General features: G+C 71.3%; 23 protein-coding genes. 18 read left to right on the forward strand and 5 right to left on the reverse strand.

The features are described 5' to 3' along the window. A partial coding sequence (gene plsB, locus ACY35P_RS11110; RefSeq protein ID WP_462115897.1) for a glycerol-3-phosphate 1-O-acyltransferase PlsB occupies nucleotides 1-2,056 on the forward strand: 2,056 nt, incomplete at its 5' end. A gap of 10 nt (nucleotides 2,057-2,066) precedes the next feature. Here plsB and ACY35P_RS11115 read toward each other — a convergent pair. Beyond that, the gene (locus ACY35P_RS11115; protein WP_462115898.1) at nucleotides 2,067-2,276 is read right to left on the reverse strand and encodes a YdcH family protein; all 210 of its coding nucleotides are present in this window, start codon (nucleotides 2,274-2,276) and stop codon (nucleotides 2,067-2,069) included. Between the two features lie 95 nt (nucleotides 2,277-2,371). Here ACY35P_RS11115 and ttcA point away from each other — a divergent pair, with 95 nt between their 5' ends. The 8 genes from ttcA (at nucleotide 2,372) to ACY35P_RS11155 (ending at nucleotide 9,774) form a co-directional block, all read left to right on the forward strand. Beyond that, nucleotides 2,372-3,262, forward strand: coding sequence for a tRNA 2-thiocytidine(32) synthetase TtcA (gene ttcA, locus ACY35P_RS11120; RefSeq protein ID WP_462115899.1), 891 nt, complete (start codon nucleotides 2,372-2,374; stop codon nucleotides 3,260-3,262). Between the two features lie 308 nt (nucleotides 3,263-3,570). After that, a complete protein-coding gene (locus ACY35P_RS11125; protein WP_462115900.1) occupies nucleotides 3,571-4,479 on the forward strand; it encodes a recombination-associated protein RdgC in 909 nt (302 codons plus the stop codon). A 7-nt stretch (nucleotides 4,480-4,486) separates the two neighbouring features. Continuing rightward, nucleotides 4,487-5,275, forward strand: a complete 789-nt coding sequence (locus ACY35P_RS11130; RefSeq protein WP_462115901.1) for a M48 family metallopeptidase — start codon at nucleotides 4,487-4,489, stop codon at nucleotides 5,273-5,275. A gap of 359 nt (nucleotides 5,276-5,634) precedes the next feature. Beyond that, nucleotides 5,635-6,519 carry a hypothetical protein gene (locus tag ACY35P_RS11135; protein ID WP_462115902.1) on the forward strand — a complete coding sequence of 295 codons (885 nt, stop codon included), beginning with the start codon at nucleotides 5,635-5,637 and terminating at the stop codon, nucleotides 6,517-6,519. A gap of 145 nt (nucleotides 6,520-6,664) precedes the next feature. Further along, nucleotides 6,665-7,108, forward strand: coding sequence for a hypothetical protein (locus tag ACY35P_RS11140; RefSeq protein WP_462115903.1), 444 nt, complete (start codon nucleotides 6,665-6,667; stop codon nucleotides 7,106-7,108). Further along, nucleotides 7,105-7,791, forward strand: coding sequence for a C39 family peptidase (locus tag ACY35P_RS11145; protein WP_462115904.1), 687 nt, complete (start codon nucleotides 7,105-7,107; stop codon nucleotides 7,789-7,791). The genes ACY35P_RS11140 and ACY35P_RS11145 overlap by 4 nt, the downstream gene beginning before the upstream one ends. Next, nucleotides 7,791-8,297 carry a hypothetical protein gene (locus tag ACY35P_RS11150; RefSeq protein WP_462115905.1) on the forward strand — a complete coding sequence of 169 codons (507 nt, stop codon included), beginning with the start codon at nucleotides 7,791-7,793 and terminating at the stop codon, nucleotides 8,295-8,297. The genes ACY35P_RS11145 and ACY35P_RS11150 overlap by 1 nt, the downstream gene beginning before the upstream one ends. A gap of 22 nt (nucleotides 8,298-8,319) precedes the next feature. Continuing rightward, on the forward strand, nucleotides 8,320-9,774 hold the full coding sequence (locus ACY35P_RS11155; RefSeq protein ID WP_462115906.1) for an acetate kinase: 1,455 nt from the start codon (nucleotides 8,320-8,322) through the stop codon (nucleotides 9,772-9,774). 7 nt (nucleotides 9,775-9,781) lie between these two features. Here the strand turns inward: ACY35P_RS11155 and ACY35P_RS11160 are convergent, their stop codons facing one another. Both ACY35P_RS11160 and hemH read right to left on the reverse strand, forming a co-directional pair. Then, nucleotides 9,782-10,627 carry an alpha/beta fold hydrolase gene (locus ACY35P_RS11160; protein WP_462115907.1) on the reverse strand — a complete coding sequence of 282 codons (846 nt, stop codon included), beginning with the start codon at nucleotides 10,625-10,627 and terminating at the stop codon, nucleotides 9,782-9,784. A gap of 1 nt (nucleotide 10,628) precedes the next feature. Further along, nucleotides 10,629-11,597: a ferrochelatase gene (hemH, locus tag ACY35P_RS11165; protein ID WP_462115908.1), complete on the reverse strand. Its 969-nt coding sequence runs from the start codon at nucleotides 11,595-11,597 to the stop codon at nucleotides 10,629-10,631. A 129-nt stretch (nucleotides 11,598-11,726) separates the two neighbouring features. Here hemH and ACY35P_RS11170 point away from each other — a divergent pair, with 129 nt between their 5' ends. Genes ACY35P_RS11170 through tatC form a run of 4 tightly spaced genes read left to right on the forward strand, consistent with a single transcriptional unit; the run spans nucleotide 11,727 to nucleotide 14,026 of the window. After that, nucleotides 11,727-12,566 carry a lipid-binding SYLF domain-containing protein gene (locus ACY35P_RS11170; RefSeq protein ID WP_462115909.1) on the forward strand — a complete coding sequence of 280 codons (840 nt, stop codon included), beginning with the start codon at nucleotides 11,727-11,729 and terminating at the stop codon, nucleotides 12,564-12,566. 54 nt (nucleotides 12,567-12,620) lie between these two features. Then, a complete protein-coding gene (gene tatA / locus ACY35P_RS11175) occupies nucleotides 12,621-12,848 on the forward strand; it encodes a Sec-independent protein translocase subunit TatA (protein ID WP_462115910.1) in 228 nt (75 codons plus the stop codon). Between the two features lie 15 nt (nucleotides 12,849-12,863). Further along, nucleotides 12,864-13,286 (forward strand): Sec-independent protein translocase protein TatB, encoded by a 423-nt coding sequence (gene tatB, locus ACY35P_RS11180; RefSeq protein WP_462115911.1) that lies wholly within the window; start codon nucleotides 12,864-12,866, stop codon nucleotides 13,284-13,286. Then, a complete protein-coding gene (gene tatC, locus ACY35P_RS11185; protein WP_462115912.1) occupies nucleotides 13,283-14,026 on the forward strand; it encodes a twin-arginine translocase subunit TatC in 744 nt (247 codons plus the stop codon). Before tatB ends, tatC begins: the two co-directional genes overlap by 4 nt. Nucleotides 14,027-14,029: 3 nt before the next feature. Here tatC and ACY35P_RS11190 read toward each other — a convergent pair whose 3' ends face one another. Next, nucleotides 14,030-14,896 carry a BPSS1780 family membrane protein gene (locus tag ACY35P_RS11190; RefSeq protein WP_462115913.1) on the reverse strand — a complete coding sequence of 289 codons (867 nt, stop codon included), beginning with the start codon at nucleotides 14,894-14,896 and terminating at the stop codon, nucleotides 14,030-14,032. 19 nt (nucleotides 14,897-14,915) lie between these two features. Next, entirely contained in the window at nucleotides 14,916-15,710 is a 795-nt protein-coding gene (locus ACY35P_RS11195; RefSeq protein ID WP_462115914.1) for a glutamine amidotransferase, read from the reverse strand. Nucleotides 15,711-15,827: 117 nt separating this feature from the next. On the opposite strand from ACY35P_RS11195, the gene glyQ reads away from it, so the two are divergent. From glyQ to ACY35P_RS11220, 5 genes are all read left to right on the forward strand, one after another. After that, nucleotides 15,828-16,736 carry a glycine--tRNA ligase subunit alpha gene (glyQ, locus tag ACY35P_RS11200; RefSeq protein ID WP_462115915.1) on the forward strand — a complete coding sequence of 303 codons (909 nt, stop codon included), beginning with the start codon at nucleotides 15,828-15,830 and terminating at the stop codon, nucleotides 16,734-16,736. After that, the gene (locus ACY35P_RS11205) at nucleotides 16,733-17,383 is read left to right on the forward strand and encodes a glutathione S-transferase family protein (protein WP_462115916.1); all 651 of its coding nucleotides are present in this window, start codon (nucleotides 16,733-16,735) and stop codon (nucleotides 17,381-17,383) included. Before glyQ ends, ACY35P_RS11205 begins: the two co-directional genes overlap by 4 nt. Further along, complete coding sequence (gene glyS, locus ACY35P_RS11210) at nucleotides 17,380-19,470, forward strand: glycine--tRNA ligase subunit beta (RefSeq protein WP_462115917.1); 2,091 nt, start codon at nucleotides 17,380-17,382, stop codon at nucleotides 19,468-19,470. Before ACY35P_RS11205 ends, glyS begins: the two co-directional genes overlap by 4 nt. Before the next feature lie 54 nt (nucleotides 19,471-19,524). Further along, the gene (locus ACY35P_RS11215) at nucleotides 19,525-21,312 is read left to right on the forward strand and encodes an autotransporter assembly complex protein TamA (protein ID WP_462115918.1); all 1,788 of its coding nucleotides are present in this window, start codon (nucleotides 19,525-19,527) and stop codon (nucleotides 21,310-21,312) included. After that, nucleotides 21,309-23,906, forward strand: a 2,598-nt coding sequence (locus ACY35P_RS11220) for a translocation/assembly module TamB domain-containing protein (RefSeq protein ID WP_462115919.1), incomplete at its 3' end; no start/stop codon positions are given. The genes ACY35P_RS11215 and ACY35P_RS11220, both read left to right, overlap by 4 nt.

Raw genomic sequence — 23,906 nt, forward strand, 5'->3', positions numbered from 1 at the left:
GTTCTCCGAGAACTGGCAGCTGGTCGGTCGCTTCCGCCGCCTGCTGTCGATCGCGCTCAACGGCCGCGAGACCTACGTGCGGTTCGCGCCGCCGGTGCCGCTGCGGCAGATCGCCGACGAAGGCCTGCCGCCCGAGCGCACGGTGCGCAAGCTCTCGCGCGTGCTGCGCACGCACTTCCGGCGCATCCGCAGCGCGGTCATCGGACCGGACCTCTCGACCCGGCGCCTGCTGGTCGATCGCGTGCTCGCCGCGCCGGCCGTGCTCGACGCGATCGCCGACCAGGCGCGCCGCGACAACACCAGCGTGGCGGACGCCTGGAAGAAGGCGCATGCCTTCGCCTACGAGATCGCGGCCGACTACTCGCACCCGGTCGTGCGCTCGGCGAGCTTCCTGCTGCAGCCGGTGTGGAACCGCATCTACCGCGGCGTGCTCGTCCACCACCTGGACAAGGTGAAGGAAGACGCGCCCGGCCACGAGGTCGTCTACGTGCCCTGCCACCGCAGCCACATGGACTACCTGCTGATCAGCTACCTGCTCTACACCCGCGGCATCGTGCCGCCGCACATCGCGGCGGGCGTGAACCTCAACCTGCCCGTGGTCGGCACGCTGCTGCGCAAGGGCGGCGCGTTCTTCCTGCGCCGCTCGATCCGGGGCAGCGCGCTCTATTCGGCGGTGTTCTCCGAATACCTCGCGCAGCTCGTCGCCGGCGGCTATTCCATCGAGTACTTCATCGAGGGCGGACGCTCGCGCACCGGCCGGCTGCTGCAGCCCAAGGGCGGCATGATCGCGATGACGCTGCGGGCCTACCTGCGCGCACCGACGCGTCCGGTCATGTTCCAGCCCGTCTACATCGGCTACGAGAAGCTGATGGAAGGCCGCAGCTACCTCGACGAGCTCTCGGGCAAGGCCAAGGAGAAGGAATCGATCTGGCAGCTGCTGATGGGCATTCCCAAGGTGCTCGGCAGCAACTACGGGCAGGTGGTGGTGAACTTCGGCGAGCCGATCCGGCTCAACGACATGCTCGCCGAGAAGGCGCCCGACTGGGACGGCACGCCGCTGCCCGAGGACGCCAAGCCCGCGTGGCTCGCGGAGACCGTCGACGCGCTCGCCGACCGCATCCAGGTGAACATCAACCGCGCGGCGGACGTGAACCCGATCAACCTGATCGCGCTGGCGATGCTGTCCACGCCGAAGCATGCGATGAGCGAGGCCGACCTGCTCGAGCAGATCGCGCTCAGCAAGAAGCTGCTGGCGCAATTGCCGTACTCGAGCCGCGTCACGGTCACCCCGCACACGCCCGAGGAGATCATCGCGCACGGCGAGGAGATCAACGTGCTGCTGCGCGTGAAGCATCCGCTGGGCGACGTGCTGGAGATCGACGAGGAGAAGGCCGTCCTCCTCAGCTACTTCCGCAACAACGTGCTGCACCTGTTCACCGCGGCGGCGTGGGTCGCCTGCTGCTTCCAGCACAACCGGCGCATCAACCTGTCGGCGGTGCTCCGCCTGGGTCGCAGCGTGTACCCGTTCCTCCAGAGCGAGCTGTTCCTGCCGTGGGACGAGGACGGATTCGTCGAGCGCGTGCGGCAGACCGTCGACCTGTTCATCGCCGAGGGCCTCATCAAGTTCAAGGGCGGCGAAGAGGGCGACCTGCTCGCCCGCAGCGCGAGCCAGTCCGACGAGGTGTTCCGCCTGCGTGCGCTCGGCCATCCGCTGCAGCAGGCGTTCGAGCGGTATTACATCGCCATCTCCGTGCTGGTGAAGAACGGCCCCGGCACGCTCAGTGCCGGCGAGCTCGAAACGCTCTGCCACCTCGCCGCGCAGCGCCTGTCGCTGCTGTACGCGCCGGCCGCGCCCGAGTTCTTCGACAAGTCGCTGTTCCGCGGCTTCATCCTGAAGCTGCGCGAGCTGCGCCTGGTGTGGGCCGACGAGAACGGCAAGCTGACCTTTGACGAGCGCCTCGATGCCTGGGCCAAGGACGCGAAGTTCATCCTCGGCCGCGAGCTGCGGCATTCGATCGAGAAGGTGAGCCCGGAGGCCGCCAAGCCGGCGGCGTGACGAAGGCGGCTCAGGCCGGCTCGTCGGGAATCAGCGCGGACTCGAGCCGGGCGATGCAGTCCTTGAGCTGCAGCTTGCGCTTCTTCAGCCGCGTCATCGCCAGTTCGTCGCGGACGGGCGCGTGCTTGAGCCCCTCGATCGCCAGGTCGAGGTCGCGATGCTGCTCGCGCAGCTCGGCGAGCTGGCGGGCGATGTCGGCGGGGCGGCGGCCGTCGTTCATGCCGCGAGCTTAGCCTGCCGCCGCGACGTCCCGCGAGCGGCGTTCGCGGCTGAACGCGGTCAGGCCCTGCGACGGCGGCCCCTTAGAATGCGCGGATGAGCATCGTCCTGCCCCTTCTCGAGCCCCTGCCCCCGCGCGCCAAGCGCGCGCAGCACGAGGCCAACAAGCTCGCCAAGCGCCTGCGCCACCAGGTCGGCCGCGCCATCGCCGACTTCGGGATGATCGAGGACGGCGACAAGGTGATGGTCTGCCTGTCGGGCGGCAAGGACAGCTACACGATGCTGGACATCCTCCTGCAGCTGCAGAAGAAGGCGCCGGTGAAGTTCGAACTGGTGGCGGTGAACCTCGACCAGAAGCAGCCGGACTTCCCCGAACACGTGCTGCCGCAGTACCTCGAATCGATCGGGGTGAAGTACCACATCCTCGAGCAGGACACGTATTCGGTGGTGACGCGCGTCGTGCCCGAGGGCAAGACGATGTGCTCGCTGTGCTCGCGACTGCGCCGCGGCGCGCTGTACACCTATGCCGAGCAGGAAGGCTTCACCAAGATCGCGCTCGGCCACCATCGCGACGACCTCGTCGCGACGTTCTTCCTGAACCTGTTCTTCCACGCCAAGCTGTCGGGCATGCCGCCGAAGCTGCTGAGCGACGACGGCAAGCACGTCGTGATCCGCCCGCTGGCCTACGTCAAGGAAGACGACATCGCCGCCTACGCCGAGGCCAAGCAGTTCCCGATCATCCCGTGCAACCTCTGCGGCTCGCAGGAGAACCTGCAGCGCAAGCAGGTCAAGCGCATGCTCGACGCCTGGGAGCGGGAATCGCCCGGACGAATCGAAACCATGTCGCGCGCGCTGGGCGACATCCGCCCCTCGCAGCTGAGCGACCCGAAGCTCTTCGACTTCCTCGCGCTCGGCCGCAACGGTGACGCACCACTGCCCGACGCGCATGCGTGGCTTGCCGGTGCGCCCCACGAGGACGAAGGCTGACGCATTCCGCTTTTCAAACCGCCGACCGGTGAAAACCTCACCGGCCCGGAGGGCGACGGCCATGGATGGCCGTCGCGGTCGGCCGAGGCAGGATGCCGAGTCTGGCCGCCGCCCGCGTCCTTCGTGCGCGGGCTGTGCTCCACCTCGGGGAAGCTGCTTTCTTTTGGTTACTTTTCTTTGCAGCAGCAAAGAAAAGTGACTCGGGCGCGCCAGCGCACGAAACGCTTCTTCGCGTTACACCGCCCGCGCAGGACACACCCGCAGCGCGATCGCATCAAACGTAGACGAACTAAAGAAGCCCCCACCGAATGTTCTTCCGCAACCTCACCCTCTTCCGCTTCCCCACCTCCCTCCAGCTCGAGGCCTTCGACGCCGGCCTGGCCGAATGCGCGCTGCGCCCGGTGGGCCCGATGGAACTGTCCACCCGCGGCTTCGTCTCCCCCTTCGGCCGCGACACCGAAGGCCTGAAGCACATGCTCGACGACGCGTACTGGCTCGCCTCCGGCGGCGAGGACCGCCTGCTGCCGGGCGCGGTCGTCAACGACCTGCTGCAGAAGAAGCTCGACGCGATCGAGGAGAAGGAGGGGCGTCGCCCGGGCGGTCGCACGCGCAAGCGCCTGAAGGACGAGCTGATCACCGAGCTGCTGCCGCGCGCATTCGTGCGCCCGACGCGCACCGACGCCATCCTCGACATGAAGCAGGGCGTGGTCGCGATCGACTCGTCGAGCAAGAAGTCCGCGGAGAACGTGGTCAGCGAGATCCGCCGCGCGCTCGGCAGCTTTCCGGCGCTGCCGCTCAATGCCGAGATCGCGCCCCGCTCGGTGCTCACCGGCTGGCTGGCCGGCGAAGCGCTGCCGAGCGGGCTCAGCATGGGCGACGAATGCGAACTGCGCGACGCGCTCGACCAGGGCGCGGTGGTGAAGTGCCAGCGCATGGAGCTCGAGAAGAATCCCGAGATCGACAAGCATCTGCAGTCCGGCAAGCAGGTGACGCGCCTGGCGCTCACGCTCGACGACCACGTCAGCTTCGTGCTCGGCGAGGACCTCGTCATCCGCAAGTTCAAGCTGCTCGACGGTGCGGTCGACGAGCTGGAGAACACCGAGCGCGACGACATGCGCGCGGAGCTCGAAGCGCGCTTCGCGCTGATGAGCCATGAGCTGCGCCGGCTGTTCTCGGTGCTCGAGCCCGCGCTGAAGCTCTCGAAGGTGGAGGCCTAGCCCCGCGATGTTCTTCCGCGCACGGCCGCCCCGGCCCGCGCCGCCGGTGCATGCGGCGCGGTTGCAGGTGGTGCTGCCGGACGGCCGCGTGGTGGACGTGCGGCGGGTCGACAACGCGCGCGTGCGCGGCCTGCGGCTCACCGTGACCGAGCGCGGCATCCGGCTGACCGTGCCGCCGCGCACCAGCGACCGGCGCGCCCTGGCCTTCGTGCAGTCGCACGCGGCCTGGCTCGCAGGGCAGCTCGAGCACACGTTCGGCGACGTGGAGCCGCTGCGGCTCGGCGAGAGCGCCTCGCTCACCCTGCGGGGCGAGGAGCACGCACTCGAATGGCGCGACGGCCGCTTCCTGCGCGTCGAGGCGACGGACCACGGCATCGTCGCCACCGTACCGACGGCCGCGCGCGAAGCCGCGGTGCGTCGCGCCTTCGCCGACTTCTACCTGGCGCAGGCGCGTGCCGACGTCGGCCGCTGGTTGCCGGCCTACCTGCCCTCGCTGCCGCGCGCGCCCCGCGACATCACGATCCGGCCGCTGACCTCGCTGTGGGGCTCGCTCGCGCCGGACGGCCGCCTTCGCCTCGACCTCGCCCTGGTGCTGGCGCCGCCGCCGGCCTTCGAATACGTGCTGGTGCACGAGCTCTGCCACCTGCTGCAGGCGAATCATTCGCCGGCGTTCTGGGCGGAAGTCGAGGCGCGCTGTCCCGGGTGGAAAGCGCAGCGGGCGTTCCTGCGCGCGAAGGGGCGGCCGATCAAGGCCGCGCTTCGGGCGGTGTGCGACGCCGGCTCGTCTGCCGACTGAATGTTTGCGGCGTCGCCCGCATACGGCGCAACGACCTTGTTCGACCGGCGCTGAAGCGCGCAACGGCTTGATTCGTAAGGGTCCGGTGACGCGTGCGTGAGGTCTTGATCAACGCGTCACGCGCACGCGTTGGCTGCGTGGAAAAAAGTTTCTGCACGGGCGCAGTTTTTTCCGGATTCCCAGCCAGCCTTGCGAAATGCGAACCGGCGCACAGTTCTCCGGAGCGCGAGGCGCAGCGCCGACGAGCGGTATTTCTGTGATGCGGGTCACGCGTTGGCACGGGATGTGCGTTGGAGCCCATGCGCCTCAAGGGGCGCCCGCTTTTCCTCCCCGTCCCCCCGAATTCTGGAGCCTGCACCATGCGCAAGACCCTCATCGCCGCTTCCGTCGCCCTCGCCGTCGGCTTCTCCGCCTCGGCGTTCGCCCAGGACACCACCGAGTCGTACAACAACAATTCCACCAACGGCTCCTACAACGACAACTCGGACAACTCGACCCGCGGCTCGTACAACGACAACTCCGACAACTCCTCGCGCACGGCGACCACGACCGACTCGTACAACAACGATTCGACGAACGGCTCCTACAACGACAACTCGGACAACTCCGACAACTCGATGAACGTCGCCGACTCCGGCAACGACAACTCGACCAACGGTTCGTACAACGACAACTCCGACAACTCGGATCGTTCGGACAACTCGGTCAACGGTTCGTACAACGACAACTCGACGGACAACTCGGACAACTCCGACCGCTCGAACAACTCGACGAACAACTCGAACAACGACAACTCGGACAACTCCGACAACAGCTCGTCGCGTGCAGACCGCATGGGTGTCGCCGCGAGCGGCGGCGGCACGGCGTCGCAGACCACGACCGGCTCGTTCAACACCAGCCGGGCGGTCGCCACGACGACGCTGCGCGGCACGGTCTCGGGTAACTCGGTCGGTGCCTTCGGCAACGTCGCCAGCGGCGGCAATGCGGGCGCGGGCAACGGTGGCGCGGGTTACGGCGGCTTCGCCAACGGCGACGGCGATGCGATGGGCAGCGACGGCGGCGCGGGCGGCACGGGCGGCGTGAGCTCGGCCGATGCGGGCAGCTTCGACGCCTCGAACCAGATGAACGGCTCGGCCAATGCGGCCGCCGGCATCATGGTCACCGGCCAGAACACCGGCGCGTCTTCGCTGATCCAGCAGGGCGTGACCGTCCAGGCGAACCTCAACGTGGGTGGCGGCCGCTAAGCCAGCGACACGATGCGTCGCGGCCCACGGTCGCGACGCATCGCTTTCCTGCAGGCAGGCCAGGCACGTCCTGGCCCGCCTTTTGCCGGCAGTGCCTTCCGTGCCGGCGTTTCTGCAAGGAGTCGCCATGCGTGCATCCCCGAGCGTGATCATTGCGATCACCACCTTTCTTCTTCCCTTCGCGTGGGCCGGCACGGCATGCGCGGATGGACTGTCCGAATCCGCGTCCGTCGATCCGGTCGCCATTGCGCCGGTCGCCATTGCGCCGATCGACATGTCCCGCTCCGTCGTCGTGACCGAGGCCCCGCCCGAGGCCGATGCGAGCGTGCAGACGTCCCTGGGCGCCGCAGTGCCGGCCGACCGGTTGGGCGACCTGCGTGGCGGTACCGATACCCTCATCCAGAACACCGGCCTGCACGGCAACGTCGGTGGCAATTCCGTGGTCGACACCGTCAGCGGCGCGAACCTCGTGCAGGGCGGCTCGTTCGGCAATGCGGCCGGTATTTCGACCGTGATCCAGAACAGCGGCAACAACGTGCTGATCCAGAACAGCACGACGGTCAGCGTGCAGTTCGCGCCGAATCCATGATCCGACGCATCGCCCTCGCGCTGGCCCTCGGGCTGGCGTCCGTCGCGGGCGCGCACGCGTCTTCGCTCGACCTGCGTGCCGGCGGCGCCGGCGCGTACTCGGTGCCGGTGACGAGCCTCAAGGAAGCGCGCTTTCGCACCACCGTGCGCCAGCGCTTCGATTTCAGCTGCGGCTCCGCGGCCACCGCGACGCTGCTCACCTACCAGTACGGCAAGCCGGTGACCGAGGCGGACGTCTTCAAGGCGATGTTCGAGAAGGGCGACCAGGCCAAGATCCGCAAGGAAGGCTTCTCGCTGCTCGACATGCGCGCCTACCTCGCCTCGATGGGCTACCAGGCCGACGGCTTCGAGCTGCCGCTCGACAAGCTCGCCGAGGAGAAGGTGCCGGCGATCGTGCTGCTCAACGACCGCGGCTACCGCCACTTCGTGGTGGTCAAGGGCGTTCGCGGCGACCGCATCCTGCTCGGCGACCCGGCACGCGGCACGCGCGCGATGGCGCGCAGCCAGTTCGAACGCCTGTGGGACAACCGCGTGCTGTTCGTCGTGCACAACCGCCGCGAGGCGGCCCAGTTCAACCACCCGTCCGACTGGCGCACCGCGCCGCCGGCTCCGCTCGAGACGGGCATCCAGCGCCAGGGCCTGCAGAACATCGTGATGCCCCGGCGCGGCGCGGGAGACATCTGATGAACCGATTCGTGCACCTGCTGGCGGGCGCGACGCTCGCGATCGCGGGCCTCGCCGCCGCGCCCGCGCGCGCGCAGGACGCCGCTGGCGACCTCACCGGCTCGGCGGGCTGGACACCCATCGATCCCGCGCGGCTCGAATCGATGCGCGGCGGCTTCCAGACGACCTCGGGGCTGCAGGTCGCGTTCGGCATCGAGCGCAGCGTCGCGGTCAACGGGGCCGTGGTCTCCTCGACGCGCATCGACATCCCCGACGTCTCGCGCATCACGGTCGAGGAGGCGCGCCAGCTCGCTGCGCTGCACGAAGGCTCGACGCTGCAGATCGGCACGGGCACGACGGTCACCAGCAGCGGCATCGGCAACCTGGTGATCCAGAACGCGACGGACGGCCAGTCCATCGCGTCGTTCACGTCCCTTCACGTCTCCGTCAATACGCTGGAACTGTTCCAGAACCTGAATCTGGGCTCGACCTTGAACAATGCGCTGCTGGTCGGCGGCGCGCCCTGATCGATCGCTGACGAGGATCCGAATGACCCGCAAGCTCCCCGCGCTCGGCCGGCTCGCCGCCGCCGTCGGCCTCGCGCTCGCGTGCGCCGGCACCGCCGCCGCGCAGACCGCGACCGCCGTCGATCCGTCGCGCATCGAGCAACTCGAGAAGCTCGTCCAGCAGCAGGCGCGCCAGCTCGAGTCGATGCAGAAGACCCTGCAGGCGCAGGAGCAGACGATCACCTCGCTGCAGCACTCGCTGCAGGACGACGACCTCCATCCCGTCGCCAGCGACCGCCTCGGCGCGCTGCGGGGCGAAGGCCTGACGCCGGGCACGTCCGCGGTCGCCGCGACCGGCGCGCTGTCCGCGTCCTCCCCGGGTGCCTCGGGCGCGCCGAGCCTGTCGCCCGCTCCGGGCGCCGGCATGGCCGCGTCGACCACCGCGGCGCTGGCGGCCTCGCCGGAACCGGCGCCCGCCCCGCAGGACGCCCAGCAGCCCGTCGGCCAGCGCGACCAGGCGCGGCCGCAGGTGGCGCAGATCTTCGACCAGCCGGGCGTGCTCACCCCGCGCGGCAAGTTCGTGATCGAGCCGTCGGTGCAGATGAGCTATTCGTCGACCGACCGCGTCGCGCTCGTCGGCTACACGATCATCCCGGCGATCCTCATCGGCCTGATCGACGTGCGGCAGGTGAAGACGACCACCGCGACCGCGATCCTCAGCGGCCGCTACGGCGTGACCAACCGCTTCGAGCTCGAGGGACGCATCCCGTACGTCTACACGAGCGCCGACACCGTCAGCCGCGAGATCTTCACCGGCAGCGCGCAGGACAAGGTCTTCAACGCGCACGGCAGCGGCCTCGGCGACGTCGAGGTCACCGCGCGCTACCAGCTCAACCAGGGCGGGCCGGACAAGGCGTATTACGTCGGCTGGCTGCGCTACAAGTCGCGCACCGGCAAGGACCTGTTCGAAGTCACCACCGACTGCGTGACGCGCTGCGTGGCGAACGCCACCGGCACCGGCCTGCCGCTCGAACTGCCGACCGGCAGCGGCTTCCACGCGCTGCAGCCGGGCATCACGTGGCTGTATGCGTCCGACCCCGTCGTGTTCTTCGGCAGCCTCAGCTACCTGCACAACTTCAAGCGCAGCAACGTCTCGCGCACCGTGCTGACGGGCGCGCCGGAGGGCCAGCCGCAGACGACGACCGATCTGATCGGCGACCTCAAGGCGGGCGACATCATCGGCATGAACATCGGCCTCGGCCTCGCGCTCAACGAGAAGGCCGCGATCAGCATCGGCTACGACCAGAGCTTCGTCGGCAAGACCGAGTCGAACGGCGAGGAACTGCCGGGCTCGGTGCGGGTGATGCTGGGCACGCTGCTGCTCGGCGGTTCCTACCGCTTCAACGACCGCATGAGCCTCAACGTCTCGCTCGGCGTCGGCGTCACCCGCGACACGCCCGACACCACGCTGATGGTGCGGCTGCCGATCACTTTCTGAGCCGCGCTCAGTCTCCGCGCAGGAACGGGCCGAGCACGCCCGCGACCTGCGCCGGATGCTCCATGTGCAGGTGATGCCCACCGTCGAGGCCGACGACCTCGACGTCGCGCAGGCAGGCCGCGCGCGCATCGCGCACGTCGGCCGGCAGGAACCGGAACGCGGGCATAGCATGCACCAGCCGCACCGGGCAGTCGACCGCCGCGATCACGTCGCGCATCTGCGCCTCGCTCATGCGCACCGCGGTCGGCCGCGTCAGGCGCGCGTCGCTGCGCCAGGTGAAGCCGCCCTCGGGCGCCGGCGCCAGTCCGCGTTCGACGATCGTGCGCGCCGCGGCCTCGTCGAGCCCGCCCGCCTGCAGCCGCGCGCGCACGGCGGTGGCGATGTCGGGAAAGACGCGGCGTCGCGCACCGGCGGGCTCGGCCTGGGCGGCGAAGGCCTCGCGCAGCCGGCGCGCGGTGCCCGACTCCGGTTCGGTCAGGCCGCCGATCGCCTCGACGAGCGCAAGGCGCGCGACCCGTGCGGGCGCCGCGGCCGCCAACATCGTGGCGGTTGCGCCGCCGAGCGAATGCCCGAGCAGCGCGAACCGCGACCAGCCGAGCGCATCGGCTGCGGCCAGCACCGCACGCGCGGCGGCGACCAGCGTGTAGTCGGCCGACGGCGGCAGGTGCGCGCTCGCGCCGTGCCCGGGCAGGTCGAGCGCGACGAGGTCGAGCCCGCCCAGGTGCGGCGCCATCGGCAGGAAGCTCGCCGCGTTGTCGAGCCAGCCGTGCAGCGCCAGCACGGGCATGCCGCCGTGGCCGAAGCGCAGCGCCGCGAGGCGGCCGAACGCCGTATCGAGGTGCAGCTCGCGCATCTCAGGTGGCGGAGGTGAGACGACGACGCGCGAGGTCGGCCAGCACGCGCGCATGCGCGGGCGCGTCGTTGAGGCACGGGATGTAGTTCATCCGCCCGCCGGCCTGCGAGAACTCGTGCGCGAGCATCTCGGCGATCTCCTCGAGCGTCTCCAGGCAGTCCACCGCAAAGCCGGGGCAGACCACGTCGACGTCGTGCACGCCCCGCGCGGCGAGGTCCTGCAACGTGGCCTGCGTCGACGGCCCGATCCACTTCTCGCGGCCGAACTGCGACTGGTAGGCGAGCGTCCACTGCGAACGCTCGAGGCCGAGCGCGGCGGCGATCGCCTCCGACGAGGCTTCGCACTGCCGCTGGTACGGGTCGCCGCGGCGGATGAAGCGCTCCGGCAGGCCGTGGTACGAGAACAGCAGGTGGCGTTCGCCGGTCGTCGCGGCCCGCGCGCTGCGCACGCTGTCGGCGATCGCCGCGACCCAGCCGGCGTCGAGGTGGTACTCCTCGATCACCTCGGGCCGGACCACGTCCATGCGCGCGAGCACGTCCTCGATCGACGCGGTGGTCGACGTCGAGTACTGCGGATACAGCGGCAGCACGAGCATGCGCCGCACGCCCTCGGCTTCGAGCCGCGCGAGCACGCCCTGCAGCGACGGGCGGCCGTAGCGCATCGCATCGACCACGCGCAGCTCCGGCATCTCCGCCTGCACCGCGCGCGCGAGGCGTCGGGTATAGACCGCCAGCGGCGAACCGCCGTCCTCGCCTTCGAGCCAGATGCTCGCGTACTTCTTCGCGACCGGCCCGCCGCGCACCGGGAGGATGATGAAGTGCAGCAGCGGGCACCACAGCCAGCGCGAGAGGTCGACCACGCGGTGGTCGTGCAGGAACTCGGCGAGGTAGCGGCGCACGGCCTGCGGGGTCGGGGCGTCGGGCGTGCCGAGGTTGGCGAGGACGAGCGCGGTCTGCGGGGCGGCGGTCATCGGCATAGCATGACAGCGGCGGCCGCGGCGACGCGACGCGGGCCGCGCACGCACCGTTCCCCGGCAGCGGTTGCTTGATGTTCATCCCCGCATCACTAGCCTGAACCGTCCTTCACCCCGGTACCGCCCATGGCCCGTTTCCCCCGCCTGTCCGGCCTCGTCCTCGCCCTCGGCCTCGCCGTCGCCGCGCCCGCCTTCGCCGGTCCCGCCGAGGACGCCCGCGCCCGCAATGCCCTGCGCGTGCTGCAGGAAATCCGCGAGATCCCGGAGTCGTCGATCCCGGACAAGCTGCTCGACGAGGCGCGCGCGATCGTGGTGGTGCCCGACACCCTGAAGATCGGCCTGGTCGTCGGCGGACGCCGCGGGCACGGCCTGATGGCGGTCAAGAATCCGGACGGCACCTGGTCGCAGCCGGCGTTCGTGAAGCTCACCGGCGGCTCGATCGGCCTGCAGGCCGGCCTGCAGTCGGCCGACGTGGTGCTGGTCTTCCGCGGCGAGCGCGGCGTGGATTCCATCGTCAACGGCAAGGTGACGCTCGGCGCCGACGCGGCGGTGGCGGCTGGCCCGGTCGGCCGCAGCGCCGCCACGGCGACGGACGGCCAGCTCAAGGCCGAGATCTGGTCCTGGTCGCGCGCACGCGGCCTGTTCGCGGGCATCGCACTGGACGGCGCGGTGCTGCAGGTCGACGACGAGGCCGACCAGCTCGCCTACGGCGCCGGCGCGACGCCGCGCATGATCTTCGAAGGGCGCGCGCCGGGCACGCCGTCGACCGCGCTCGTGCAGTTCCGCGACGCGCTCGAGGAAGCGACGGCCGCCGCGCGTGCCGAGCGTGCGGAGACGCCGGCGACCGTGCCGGCGACCGCACCCGCCGCCGCACCCGCGGCCGCCCCGCCGGTGTCCACGCCCGATCCGAAGCCGCAGCCGTTCCAGGCCGCGGAACCTGCGGTGAAAGCGGAACCGCTTCCGTAAACCGCACGCAGGGCCCTGCGTTATCCTGATCCGTCATTTTCCGGAGCAGCGCCAATGGGCAGCTGGAGCATCACCCACTGGTTGATCGTGCTGGTCATCGTCGTGCTGGTGTTCGGCACGCGTCGGCTGACCAGCGGCGCCCGCGACCTCGGCGACGCCGTGCGCGAGTTCAAGAAGGGCGTGCGCGGCGACGAGGAGGCCCAGCGCCTCCGCGACGAGCGCCGCGACGACGCGGACGTGCGCAGCCGCGACACCAGCGACGTCGACCGCGACCGTCGCTGACCGCCGCGTCGCGGCATGTTCGACATCGGCTTTTCCGAGCTGCTGGTCATCGCGCTGGTCGCGCTGGTCGTGCTCGGTCCCGAACGCCTGCCCAAGGCCGCGCGCATGGCCGGCCTCTGGGTGCGTCGCGCGCGTGCGCAGTGGCACTCGGTGAAGTCCGAACTCGAGAACGAACTCGCCGACGAGGACATGCGGCGCAGCATCCAGCGCGCGCGCGACGAACTGCGCGAAGCGCAGGAGGCGCTGCGTGCCGACGGCGCGCGCCTGCGCACGCAACTCGCGGACGTCGAGGCGCGCATGGCCGAGCCGCCGGACGCCACGTGCGCGCTGCCGCCCGAGCGCGCCGTCGATCCGGACGCGCTCGACGCGCAGCGGCTTGACGTCGAAGCCGACGCCACGCGCCCGGGCGACGCCCCGTCGCGGCCCGACGCCGCATGAGCACCGCCGACACGCCCTTGCCCCCGCCGCCCGCGGGGCCGCGCCTGCTCGACCACCTGCTCGAACTGCGCGCGCGCCTGCTGCGCGCGGCGATCGGCGTCGTCGTCGTCTTCGTCGCGCTGATGCCGTTCGCGGCCAAGCTGTACACGCTGCTGGCGCATCCGCTGCTCAAGACGCTGCCGAACTCCGGCCACCTGGTCGCCACCGACCCGGCCGGCGGCTTCTTCGTGCCGATGAAGCTCGCCTTCATGACGGCGCTGTTCCTGACCGCGCCATGGCTGCTGTACCAGGCCTGGGCCTTCGTCGCGCCGGGCCTGTACAAGCGCGAGAAGCGCGTCGCCCTGCCGATCCTGGTATCGGCGGTCGCGCTGTTCTACCTCGGCTGCGCCTTCGCCTACTTCGTGGTGCTGCCGGCCGCGTTTGCGTTCCTCGCGAAGTTCACGCCCGACGTCGTCGCGCAGACGCCCGACATCGGCAAGTACCTCGACTTCGTCTCGGTGATCTTCCTCGCGTTCGGCATGAGCTTCGAGCTGCCGGTGGCGCTGGTGATCCTCGCCCTGCTCGGCTGGGTCACGCCCGCGCAGCTGCGCGAATGGCGCGGCTACGCGGTGGTCGGCATCTTCATCGTCGCGGCCGTGATCACGCCGCCGGACGTGGTGTCCCAGCTCATGCTCGCGGTGCCGATGTGCCTGCTCTACGAGGCCGGCATCGTGGCCGCGGGGCTCGCGACCCGCCGCTGAGGCTCAGGCCTCGATGCCGTGGAACGCCGGCGGCGCGACGCCGGTTCCCGCGTCGCCGTGCATCTGCTTCCAGGCGACGTACATCGCACCGGTGATCACCGGCATCAGCACGGCCATCGTCACCAGCTGCACCACGACCTGCATCGCGAACTGCCCGGCGATCGCGCCGATCACGGCCGCGAGCAGCAGCACGAGGATCTGCAGCGCGACCGCGGCGATCGCGGTGAGCAGGAAGAACACCAGCATCGCCGGCAGGTTGCGCAGGCAGGCCTGGAAGCTCGTGCCCATCGCGGCGAAGGCGCCGCGGTCGGTGAACATCATCTCGGGCAGCGCGGTGAAGGTGAAGAAGCCGGTGAGGATGCCGACGGCCACCGCGATCGCGAGCCACAGCAGGATGCGGCGCACCGGCAGCGTCGCGACCAGCGACGGATCCGGCTTGGCCTGGCCCTGCAGCTTCTCGAGCGTCGCGGCCATCGATTCGATCTCCGAGGGGCCGATGAGCACGTAGAGCAGCACGACGAGCAGCACGACCGCGACGACCTGCGGCAGCAACGTCGCCAGAAGGCGCCCCGCCTTGCCGTCCTGCAGGCCGCGCAGCAGGTGGCCGGGCGTCGCCGGGCGGCCCGCGTCGACCTCGCGCGCCGCGTAGACCATGCCTGCCAGCAGCAGCGGGCCGAGCACGATGAAGACGAGCTGCAGCACCATCGCGACGTCCGGCGAGCTCTGCAGCGAGAGGTTCGCGAGCAGGCCCAGCAGGCCGAACACCAGGCCGAGCGTGCCCAGGCCCATCGGCGAGCGGCGAAGCAGGGTCAGGCCCCCGATCAGCCATTCGGCGCCGGCACCGGCGGGGAGTTTGCGGATGGTGGTCATGACGGGTCCAGGGAGGAGCTCAGGCGCGGCGCGCGCGGGCGAAGTCGACGAAGCGCCGCAGCACGCGGCGCGCATGGGGCGTGGCGCTGACGCCGCGTTCGGTCGTGTCGGCGCACAGGCCTTCGCCGTGCAGCGCGTCGCGACGGGCGCGGACGTAGCCGCGCATGTGGGTGGTCGAGAATTCCGGGTGGAACTGCACGCCCCAGGCGGCCTCGCCCCAGCGGAAGGCGTGCACCGGATCGTGGTCGGAGCGCGCGAGGCGCGTCGCGCCCTCGGGCAGCTTCAGCACCGACTGCAGGTGCGTCGCCTGCGCGGCGAAGCGCGTGGGCAGCTCGGCGAACAGGGGATCGTCGCCCGATGCCTCCAGGCGCTCGACCTCGACCGTGCCCATCTCGCGGCCTTCCGGATGCCAGCCCACCTCGCCGCCGAGCGCGTGCGCGATGAGCTGGTGCCCGTAGCAGATGCCGAACAGCGGCAGCCCGGCCTGCGCGGCCTGGCCGAGCCATCCCGCGGTGCGTTCGCTCCAGTCGCGGCGCTCGGTGACCATCGCGCCGGAGCCGGTCACCAGCACGCCGGCGAAGCCCTCGTGCGGGGGCAGCGCATCGCCGCGCTCGACGTCCACCACGTGCACCGCCTGCCGCGGCAGCCCGGCGGCGACGCGGATCCAGTGCGGGAAGCCGCCGTGGCGGCGCATCGAGGGCGTGGGCTGGCCCGTCTCGACGATCAGGAACGGGGCGACGGCACGGCCGTGCACGCGCAGCGGGGCGCCGTCGGTCGGGCCTTCGGGATTCGGGGAAGTCGGAGTCGTCGCCATGGACGGCACGATACGGGACGGGTCGCAGCGCGGCGTGCACCGGCACGACACGAAAATGAGGGGAAAAACGCGATCGCTATACTAGCGGGCTTTCCGCGGCCCCGTACGGAACGCAGCATGCCGGCTCCCACGTTCCAGGAACTCATCCAGCGCCTCAACGCCTTCTGGGGCGACAAGGGCTGCGTCCTCATCCAGCCGCTCGACCTCGAGGTCGGCGCCGGCACCTTCCACCCCGCGACGTTCCTGCGCGCGCTCGGGCCGGAGCCGTGGAACGCGGCCTACGTCCAGCCGTGCCGCCGCCCGACCGACGGCCGCTACGGCGAAAACCCGAACCGCCTGCAGCGCTACTACCAGTACCAGGTGGTGATGAAGCCGTCGCCGCCGAACATCGTCGAACTGTACTTCGACTCGCTCAAGGCGCTCGGCGTCGACCCCCAGGTGCACGACCTGCGCCTGGTCGAGGACAACTGGGAATCGCCGACCCTCGGCGCCTGGGGCCTGGGCTGGGAGGTCTGGCTCAACGGCATGGAGGTGACGCAGTTCACCTACTTCCAGCAGGCCGGCGGCCTCGAATGCCGCCCGGTGCTCGGCGAGATCACCTACGGCCTTGAGCGCCTGTGCATGTACCTGCAGAACGTCGACAACGTCTTCGACCTCGTCTGGACGATCGGTCCGGACGGCACGCCGGTGACGTATCGCGACGTCTACCACCAGAACGAGGTGGAGCAGAGCACGTACAACTTCGAGCACGCCGACGTCGCCGAGCTGTTCCACCGCTTCGACGCCTGCGAAGCGGAGGCGCTGAAGCTCACCGAGCTGGGCCTGCCGCTGCCCGCCTACGAGCAGGTCTGCAAGGCCAGCCACAGCTTCAACATGCTCGACGCGCGCCGCGCGATCAGCGTGACCGAGCGCCAGCGCTACATCCTGCGCGTGCGCAAGCTCGCGCAGGGCGTCGCGCAGGCCTACTTCGCGCAGCGCGAAAAGCTCGGCTTCCCGGGGCTCAAGCGCACGGACGCGACGGCATGATCCTGATCGGCCTGTTCGACTCGCCGTTCACGCGCCGCGTCGCCATCACGCTCGCGCTGCGCGGCATCGCCTTCGAGCACCGCGCGTGGTCGGTCGGCGCGCAGTTCGACGCGATCCGCGCGTACTCGCCGCTCGGACGCGTGCCCGTGCTGGTGCTCGACGACGGCGACGTCCTGGTGGAGTCGTCGTCGATCCTCGACTGGATCGAGCACGAGACGCCGGGCGCGTCCCTGCTGCCGGCCCGCGGGCCCGACCGCCGCGAGGCGATGCGCCTGATCGGCCTCGCCAGCGGCGCCGCCGACCGCGCGGTCGCGATCGTGCTCGAGCGCGTCTTCCACTCCGAGGCCCATCGCTCGCAGGCGCTGCTCGACCGCAGCCTCGCCCAGGTCGAAGGCACCTATGCCGCGCTCGACGCGGCCTGCGCGAAGCGCGCGGGGCAGTGGCTCGTCGGCGATTCGATGACGCTCGCCGACATCACCGTCGCCTGCTACGTCACGCATGGCCGCGATGCGGTGCCGGTCGACCTGTCGCGCTGGCCCGCGCTCGCCGCGCACGTGGACCGCTGCGAAGCGCTCGAGGTTTTCCGCGCGCATTACGCGCCGTACTACATCCCGCAGCCGAAGGGCGCCGAGGACGCAACCGCATGAAGCCCCTGCTGATCGAACTCGGCACCGAGGAACTGCCCGTCAAGGCCCTGCCGGCGCTTGCGCAGGCCTTCTTCGACGGCGTCGTCGCCGGCCTGGAGAAGCGTGGCGTCGCGCTCGACCGCAGCGGTGCCAAGCCGCTCTACACGCCGCGCCGGCTCGCCGTCGCGCTGCCGGGCGTCGCCGAGACGCAGCCGGAGCAGAAGTCCGAAGTGCTCGGCCCGTACCTCAACGTCGCGCTCGACGCCGAGGGCCAGCCCACGCGCGCGCTGCAGGGTTTCGCGCAGAAGGCGGGCGTCGAGTGGACGCAGCTCGAGCGCGCCAGCGACGCCAAGGGCGAGCGCTTCGTGCATCGCGCGACGAAGCCGGGCGCACGCACCGCCGACCTGCTCGGCGAGGTGCTCGCCGAAGCGGTTGCGGGCATGCCGATTCCCAAGCCGATGCGCTGGGGCGCGAACGACTTCGGCTTCGCGCGGCCGGTGCACTGGCTGGTGGTGCTGCTCGGCGGCGAGATCGTCGACGTCGACCTGCTCGGCGTGAAGGCCGACCGCATGAGTCGCGGCCATCGCTTCATGGCCGACAAGCCGGTGTGGTTCACCTCGCCCACCGATTACGTGGAATCGCTGCGCGCCGCGAAGGTGCTGGTCGATCCCGACGAGCGCCGCGGCCGCATCCGTGCGGAAGTGGAGCGTGCGGCGGCCGCCGCGGATGGCACCGCGCGCATCGAGCCCGGCATCCTCGAGGAGGTCAACGGCCTCGTCGAATGGCCGAAGGCCGTGCTCTGCGGCTTCGAGCGCGAATTCCTGCGCGTGCCGCAGGAAGCGCTGATCGCCACGATGGAAGCGAACCAGAAGTTCTTCCCGGTGCTCGACGGCGAAGGCCGCCTGTCCGAGCGCTTTGTCGGCATCGCGAACATCGAGTCGACGGACGAGGCCGAGGTCCGCAAGGGCTACGAGCGCGTGATCCGCCCGCGCTTCGCCGATGCCGGCTTCTTCTTCGACCAGGACCTCGAGCAGGGCCTCACGTCGATGGGCGAAGGCCTGTCGACCGTCACCTACCAGGCGAAGCTCGGCACGGTGGCCGACAAGGCCGCGCGCATCGCCGCGCTCGCCGCGTCGATCGCGGCGGAGGTCGGCGTCGATCCCGCGCTCGCCCATCGAGCCGCACTGCTGTCGAAGAACGACCTGCAGTCGAGGATGGTCGGCGAGTTCCCGGAACTGCAGGGCATCGCGGGCCGCTACTACGCGCTGCACGATGCCGCGCTGGCGGATGTCGCGGACACTGCGCGCTACGAGATCGCGCAGTCGCTCGACGAGGCCTACATGCCGCGCTTCGCCGGGGACGCGATCGCGAACTCGACGCTCGGCCAGGTGCTGGCGATGGCCGAGCGCCTGGACACGCTCGCCGGCGGCTTCGTCGCGGGCCTGCGCCCGACCGGCAACAAGGATCCGTTCGCGCTGCGCCGCAATGCGCTGGGCCTCGCGCGCACGCTGCTCGAGGGCGGGCACGACCTCGTGCTGCACGAGCTCGTCGAGCGCGCCGTCGCATTGCAGCCGGTGCAGGCCGCCGATCTCGGCGCCTACGACATCACGCACTTCGTCTACGACCGCCTGCGCGGCTACTACGCCGACCGCCACGTGACGCCGCACCAGTTCGACGCGGTCCTCAATGCGGTGCACGAGTCGCTGCCCGACTTCGACGCGCGCATCCGGGCGATCGGCGGCTTCTCGGCGTTGCCGGAGGCCGAGGCGCTCGCCGCGGCGAACAAGCGCATCCGCAACATCCTGCGCAAGGCCGAAGGCGAAGCGTTGCCCGCGTTCGATCCGTCGCTGTGCGTCGAGGCGGCCGAGAAGGCGCTGGCCGAGGCGCTGGCCGCGGCCGAGGCGGACACCGACCCGCTGCTCGCACAGCGCGACTACGCCGGCACGCTCGCGCGTCTCGCCCGGCTGCGGCCGGCGGTCGATGCCTTCTTCGACACGGTGATGGTCAACGTGGACGACGTCGCGGTGCGCCGCAACCGGCTGGCGCTGCTGCAGCGGCTGGCCAACCGCTTCGGCGGCGTGGCGGCGATCGAGCATCTTTCGCTCTGACCGGCGGCCGTGGCATCACGGCCGCTTTCACGGCGTCGTGGCTAAGCTGACCCGATGCCGACGACTGCCCGCGGCGGCCGTGCCGCCCTCGTATTCCTGCTCGCCTGCGCGAGTCCGGCGGCCTTCGCGGCACGCATCGCCCGCGTCGAGGTGCACGGCCTCGATGCGGTGATGACCGAGAACGTCGTGCGGTCGCTGTCGATCAACGACGAGACCGGCAGCGACCTCGGCGACCGTCGCCTCGACTACCTGGTCGGCCTCGTCGAGGCCGAGACGCGCGGCGCACTCGAGCCGTTCGGCCTGTATTCGCCGACCGTGCGCGTGCGGCGCGAGGGCGAGGTCCTTCGCGTCGACGTCGAGCCGGGTGCGCCCGTGCGGGTGCGGAACGTCGCCGTGCGCGTGGAGGGCGAAGCGCAGGCCGATGCGCCGGTACGCGAGGAGGTGGAGGCGTTCCGGCCGGTGGCCGGCGAGGCGCTCGACCACGCGGTGTACGAGGCGAGCAAGACGCGCATCTCGCGCGTGCTCGCCGAGCGCGGCTATTTCGACGTCGACCTGGCGAACCATCGCGTCGACGTCACGCGCGCGACCGGCAGCGCCGACATCGACCTGCTGTGGACCAGCGGCGCGCGTTACCGCATGGGCACGGTGACCTTCCTGCAGACGCCGAAGTCGATCGTCGACGATTCGCTGCTGCAGAAGCTCGTGAACTGGCGTCCGGGCGAGCCCTACCACCAGCGTCGCGTCGAGCGCCTGCGCGAATCCCTGCAGCGACTCGACTACTTCTCCGCGATCGACGTGGCGCCGTTGCCCGACAAGGCGGTCGATCGCCGCGTACCGATCGAGGTGACGCTCACCCCGGCCAAGCGCAGCGTCTACACCGCGGGCCTGAGCTACGGCTCCGACAGCGGCGCCGGCGTGCGCCTGGGTGTCGACCGCCGCTGGCTCAACCGCCGCGGCCACAAGGCGACCGCGCTGCTCGACTTCGCGCAGCGCCGCAAGACGCTCACGCTCAACTACCGCATCCCCGCCTTCGCCTGGCTCGACGGCTGGTACACGTTCGCGCTGCAGGCGGCGGACGAGCAGACCGACTTCATCGACAACCGCCGCGTCGAGTTCCTCGCGAGCCGCAGCGGCCAGGTGAGCCGCGAGCTCGAGGCCGTCGCCGGCCTGCACGTGCTGCGCGAGCGCTGGGCGTATGCGGCGGAGGACGACGGCGACCCGGAGACGCCACCGGACTATCGCTATGCCTCGTTCACCTATCCGTCGATCGACGCGACCTACGTCGACGTCGACGACCGCCTGCTGCCGCGGCGCGGCTTCGGGGCCAGCGCGTTCCTGCGCGGCGGTCGCGGACGCGTGGCGGGCGACGACAGCGTGCTGTTCGCCCAGGCGCATGCCACGCTGACCTGGTACCACGGGCTCGGGCCGTTGAGCCGGCTGATCACGCGCGGCGAACTCGGCCGTACGTGGAGCGATGCGCCGATCGGCACGCTGCCGCCGTCGCTGCGCTTCCATGCGGGCGGCGAGCGCAGCATCCGCGGCTACGGCTGGCGTGAGGTCGGCCCGCGCGTCGGCGAGCAGGGCCGGCGCTTCGCGGTGGGCGCGCGCAACGTGGTCACCGGCGGCGTCGAGTACGAGCAGTACCTCAACGAGCGCTGGGGCTACGCGCTGTTCGTCGATACCGGCAGCGCCTTCAATGCGCGGCCCGACCTGCATACCGGCATCGGCTTCGGCGTGCGCTGGCGCTCGCCGGTCGGGCCGGTGCGCATCGACGTCGCGCACGGGCTGAAGAACCCCGATTCGCCGTTCCAGATCTATCTCGGCCTGGGAGCCGAGCTGTGAGCCGCCTGCCCGATGCCACCCCGCCTTCGCCCGACGCACCGACCCCCGAGGAGCGCGAGGCGCGCATCCGAGAGTTGCGCGAGAAGCGCCATGCGCGCCATCGCAGGCTCGCGATCCGCAGCGCGATCGGCACCGGCGCCGCGCTGCTGCTGGTCGTGGCCTTCGCCTACTGGCTGCTCACCACCGTCGGCGGCCGTGACCTGCTGCTCGCGCAGATCAAAGCACGGCTGCCGGCCGACGCGACGCTCGACTGGGCGCGTGCCGAGGGGCCCGCCTCGGGCCCGATGACGCTGCACGACGTGCGCTTCCACTGGAAGAAGCTCGACTTCCGCGCGCAGCGGGTGATGCTCGATCCCGCGCTGCGTCCGCTGCTGGGTCGCCGGCTGCGCCTCGACGCGATGCAGGTGCAGGGCGCGACGCTCGACCTGCCGCCGAGCGACAAGCCCTTCGAACTGCCGCGCTGGCCCGATGCGCTACCGCAGATCATCGTGCCGCTCGGGCTGCAGGCCGACGACATCCGCGTCGACGGCCTGCGCATCACGCGCGAGGCCGCGCCGGTGATCGACATCCGTCGCCTGCGCGGCGGCATCGTCGCCACCAACGGGCACCTCGCCCTGACGCGCGTCGCGATCGACAGCGACCGCGGGCGCTTCGCGCTGCACGGCACGTACGCGCCGGCCGACCGCTATCGCACCGACCTCGTCGCGACCGCGCTGGTGCCGGTGAAGAATTCGACCGCGCCGCTGCGGCTGGGCTTCATCGCGAAGGGCGATCTCGACGCGATGGACATCGCGCTCGCCGGCGCGGCGCCGGGCCCGGTGCGCGCGACGCTGACGCTGCGCGGCGCCGAGCGGCCGCGCTGGAACTTCACCGCGAGCGCGCACGACGTCGACACCGCCTCGCTCGGCGGCACGCCCGGCGAGCCGCCGCAAACCACGGACATCGACTTCAGCGCGCGCGGCGTCGGCGGCGACGGACGCCTGCAGGGCGCGATCGTGCGTGGCGACTCCCGCATCACCGTGCATCCCTCGAACGTGCATCTCGAGCAGCAGGTGCTCGGGTTCGCGCCGCTCGATGTCGAGCTGCTCGGGGGCCGCGTGCTGGTGCGCGGTCGCGGCGATTTCGGCGAGCGCCACAACGCGCGGGTCGACTACGCGGTGACCGCCCGCGGCCTGCGCTGGGGCGAGGCGGCGTCGCAGGTGCGTGCGGATGTCGATGCCAGGCTCGCGGGCACGCAGTCGGCGTGGACGGTGAACGGTCGGGGCACGCTGCTGCGCAAGGGTCGGTCGGCGCAGGTGGCGCTCGCCGGCACCGGGCGTAATGCGGCGCTGACGATCCAGCGGTTGGAGGCGCGCATGCCGACCGGCGTGCTGGACGCCAGCGGTCGCGTGACCTGGCGGCCGATGCTCGACTGGGCGCTGCATGCGCACCTCGCCGGTTTCGATCCCGGCTACTTCGCGCCGGGTTGGGACGGCGCGCTGCACGGCACGATCCTCACCGCGGGGCGTCGCCCGCAGGCCGGCGCGCTGCATGCGACGGTCGACGTCCCGCAGGTCGGCGGACGCCTGCGCGGGCGGCGCGTCGGCGGCAGCAGCCGCCTGCGTTACGACGACGGGCGACTGCACGGCGTCGCCGCACTCACCGTCGACCGCGGCCGTCTCGTCGCGCAGGGCGAGGCGCACTTCGCGCCGACGCCGCGCTGGGACGTCACCGGTCGCCTGCAGGGCTTCGATCCGTCCTTCCTCGTCGCGGGCTGGCCCGGCGCGGTCGACGCGCAGGTGCACAGCGTCGGCCGTCGCCTCTCGGCGGCGCCCGGCCAGGCCGGCGTGCTCGACGCCACGTTCGACGTGCCGCGACTGGGCGGGTCGCTGCGCGGTCGTGCCCTCGCCGGGCGCGGCCATGCCCACCTGCGCGGCAGCGACGTGGACGGCGACGTGCAACTCACGGCCGGTGCGAGCCGGCTCGATGCACGCGGTCGCATCGGTCGCGTGCTCGACATCGACGCCCGCCTGTCGCCGGTGCAGCTCGCCGACCTGCTGCCCGACGCGCGCGGCCTGGTGCGCGGCACGCTGCGCATCACCGGGCCGCGCACCGCGCCCGACATCGCGGCGGACCTCGACGGTCGCGACGTCGCGGTCGGCAGCTACCGCATCGGCCAGCTCAGCGCGAAGGGCCGCCTCCCCTGGCATGTGGGCGGCGCGCCGGGTGCGCTCGCGCTGCGCGGCAGCGGCCTGCAGGTCGGGCTGCCGTTCGAGTCGCTCAATGCCGATGCGCGCGGCGCGGTCGAGGCGCTGCAGCTGCGCGCCGATGCGCGTGGGCCGTTCGGCGCGCTCGCGCTCGGCGGCGGCCTGCGTCGCGCGGGTGCCGACTGGCTTGCTGACGTCGCCACGCTGCAGCTGTCGCCCACGCGCGGCGCGGCCTGGCAGCTCACCCGCGCGACGCAGGCCCGCTTCGGCGGCGGCCGCATCGCGCTGTCGCCCTCGTGCCTGCGCTCGGGTGCGGGCGGCGAGCTCTGTGCGGGCGCCCGCGCCTACGATGGCCCGCCGTGCCGGAGGCCGACGTGCCCGCGACCGCCCGCTTCCCCCGCGAGATCC

The sequence above is a fragment of the Lysobacter xanthus genome, from assembly GCF_047159895.1.

Bases quoted from the DNA above. Each gene is read 5' to 3' on its own strand.
- ACY35P_RS11115 (WP_462115898.1), bottom strand. From the start codon at position 2,276: ATGAACGACGGCCGCCGCCCCGCCGACATCGCCCGCCAGCTCGCCGAG.
- ttcA (WP_462115899.1), top strand. From the start codon at position 2,372: ATGAGCATCGTCCTGCCCCTTCTCGAGCCCCTGCCCCCGCGCGCCAAG.
- ACY35P_RS11125 (WP_462115900.1), top strand. From the start codon at position 3,571: ATGTTCTTCCGCAACCTCACCCTCTTCCGCTTCCCCACCTCCCTCCAG.
- ACY35P_RS11130 (WP_462115901.1), top strand. From the start codon at position 4,487: ATGTTCTTCCGCGCACGGCCGCCCCGGCCCGCGCCGCCGGTGCATGCG.
- ACY35P_RS11135 (WP_462115902.1), top strand. From the start codon at position 5,635: ATGCGCAAGACCCTCATCGCCGCTTCCGTCGCCCTCGCCGTCGGCTTC.
- ACY35P_RS11145 (WP_462115904.1), top strand. From the start codon at position 7,105: ATGATCCGACGCATCGCCCTCGCGCTGGCCCTCGGGCTGGCGTCCGTC.
- ACY35P_RS11150 (WP_462115905.1), top strand. From the start codon at position 7,791: ATGAACCGATTCGTGCACCTGCTGGCGGGCGCGACGCTCGCGATCGCG.
- ACY35P_RS11155 (WP_462115906.1), top strand. From the start codon at position 8,320: ATGACCCGCAAGCTCCCCGCGCTCGGCCGGCTCGCCGCCGCCGTCGGC.
- ACY35P_RS11160 (WP_462115907.1), bottom strand. From the start codon at position 10,627: ATGCGCGAGCTGCACCTCGATACGGCGTTCGGCCGCCTCGCGGCGCTG.
- hemH (WP_462115908.1), bottom strand. From the start codon at position 11,597: ATGACCGCCGCCCCGCAGACCGCGCTCGTCCTCGCCAACCTCGGCACG.
- ACY35P_RS11170 (WP_462115909.1), top strand. From the start codon at position 11,727: ATGGCCCGTTTCCCCCGCCTGTCCGGCCTCGTCCTCGCCCTCGGCCTC.
- tatA (WP_462115910.1), top strand. From the start codon at position 12,621: ATGGGCAGCTGGAGCATCACCCACTGGTTGATCGTGCTGGTCATCGTC.
- tatB (WP_462115911.1), top strand. From the start codon at position 12,864: ATGTTCGACATCGGCTTTTCCGAGCTGCTGGTCATCGCGCTGGTCGCG.
- tatC (WP_462115912.1), top strand. From the start codon at position 13,283: ATGAGCACCGCCGACACGCCCTTGCCCCCGCCGCCCGCGGGGCCGCGC.
- ACY35P_RS11190 (WP_462115913.1), bottom strand. From the start codon at position 14,896: ATGACCACCATCCGCAAACTCCCCGCCGGTGCCGGCGCCGAATGGCTG.
- ACY35P_RS11195 (WP_462115914.1), bottom strand. From the start codon at position 15,710: ATGGCGACGACTCCGACTTCCCCGAATCCCGAAGGCCCGACCGACGGC.
- glyQ (WP_462115915.1), top strand. From the start codon at position 15,828: ATGCCGGCTCCCACGTTCCAGGAACTCATCCAGCGCCTCAACGCCTTC.
- ACY35P_RS11205 (WP_462115916.1), top strand. From the start codon at position 16,733: ATGATCCTGATCGGCCTGTTCGACTCGCCGTTCACGCGCCGCGTCGCC.
- glyS (WP_462115917.1), top strand. From the start codon at position 17,380: ATGAAGCCCCTGCTGATCGAACTCGGCACCGAGGAACTGCCCGTCAAG.
- ACY35P_RS11215 (WP_462115918.1), top strand. From the start codon at position 19,525: ATGCCGACGACTGCCCGCGGCGGCCGTGCCGCCCTCGTATTCCTGCTC.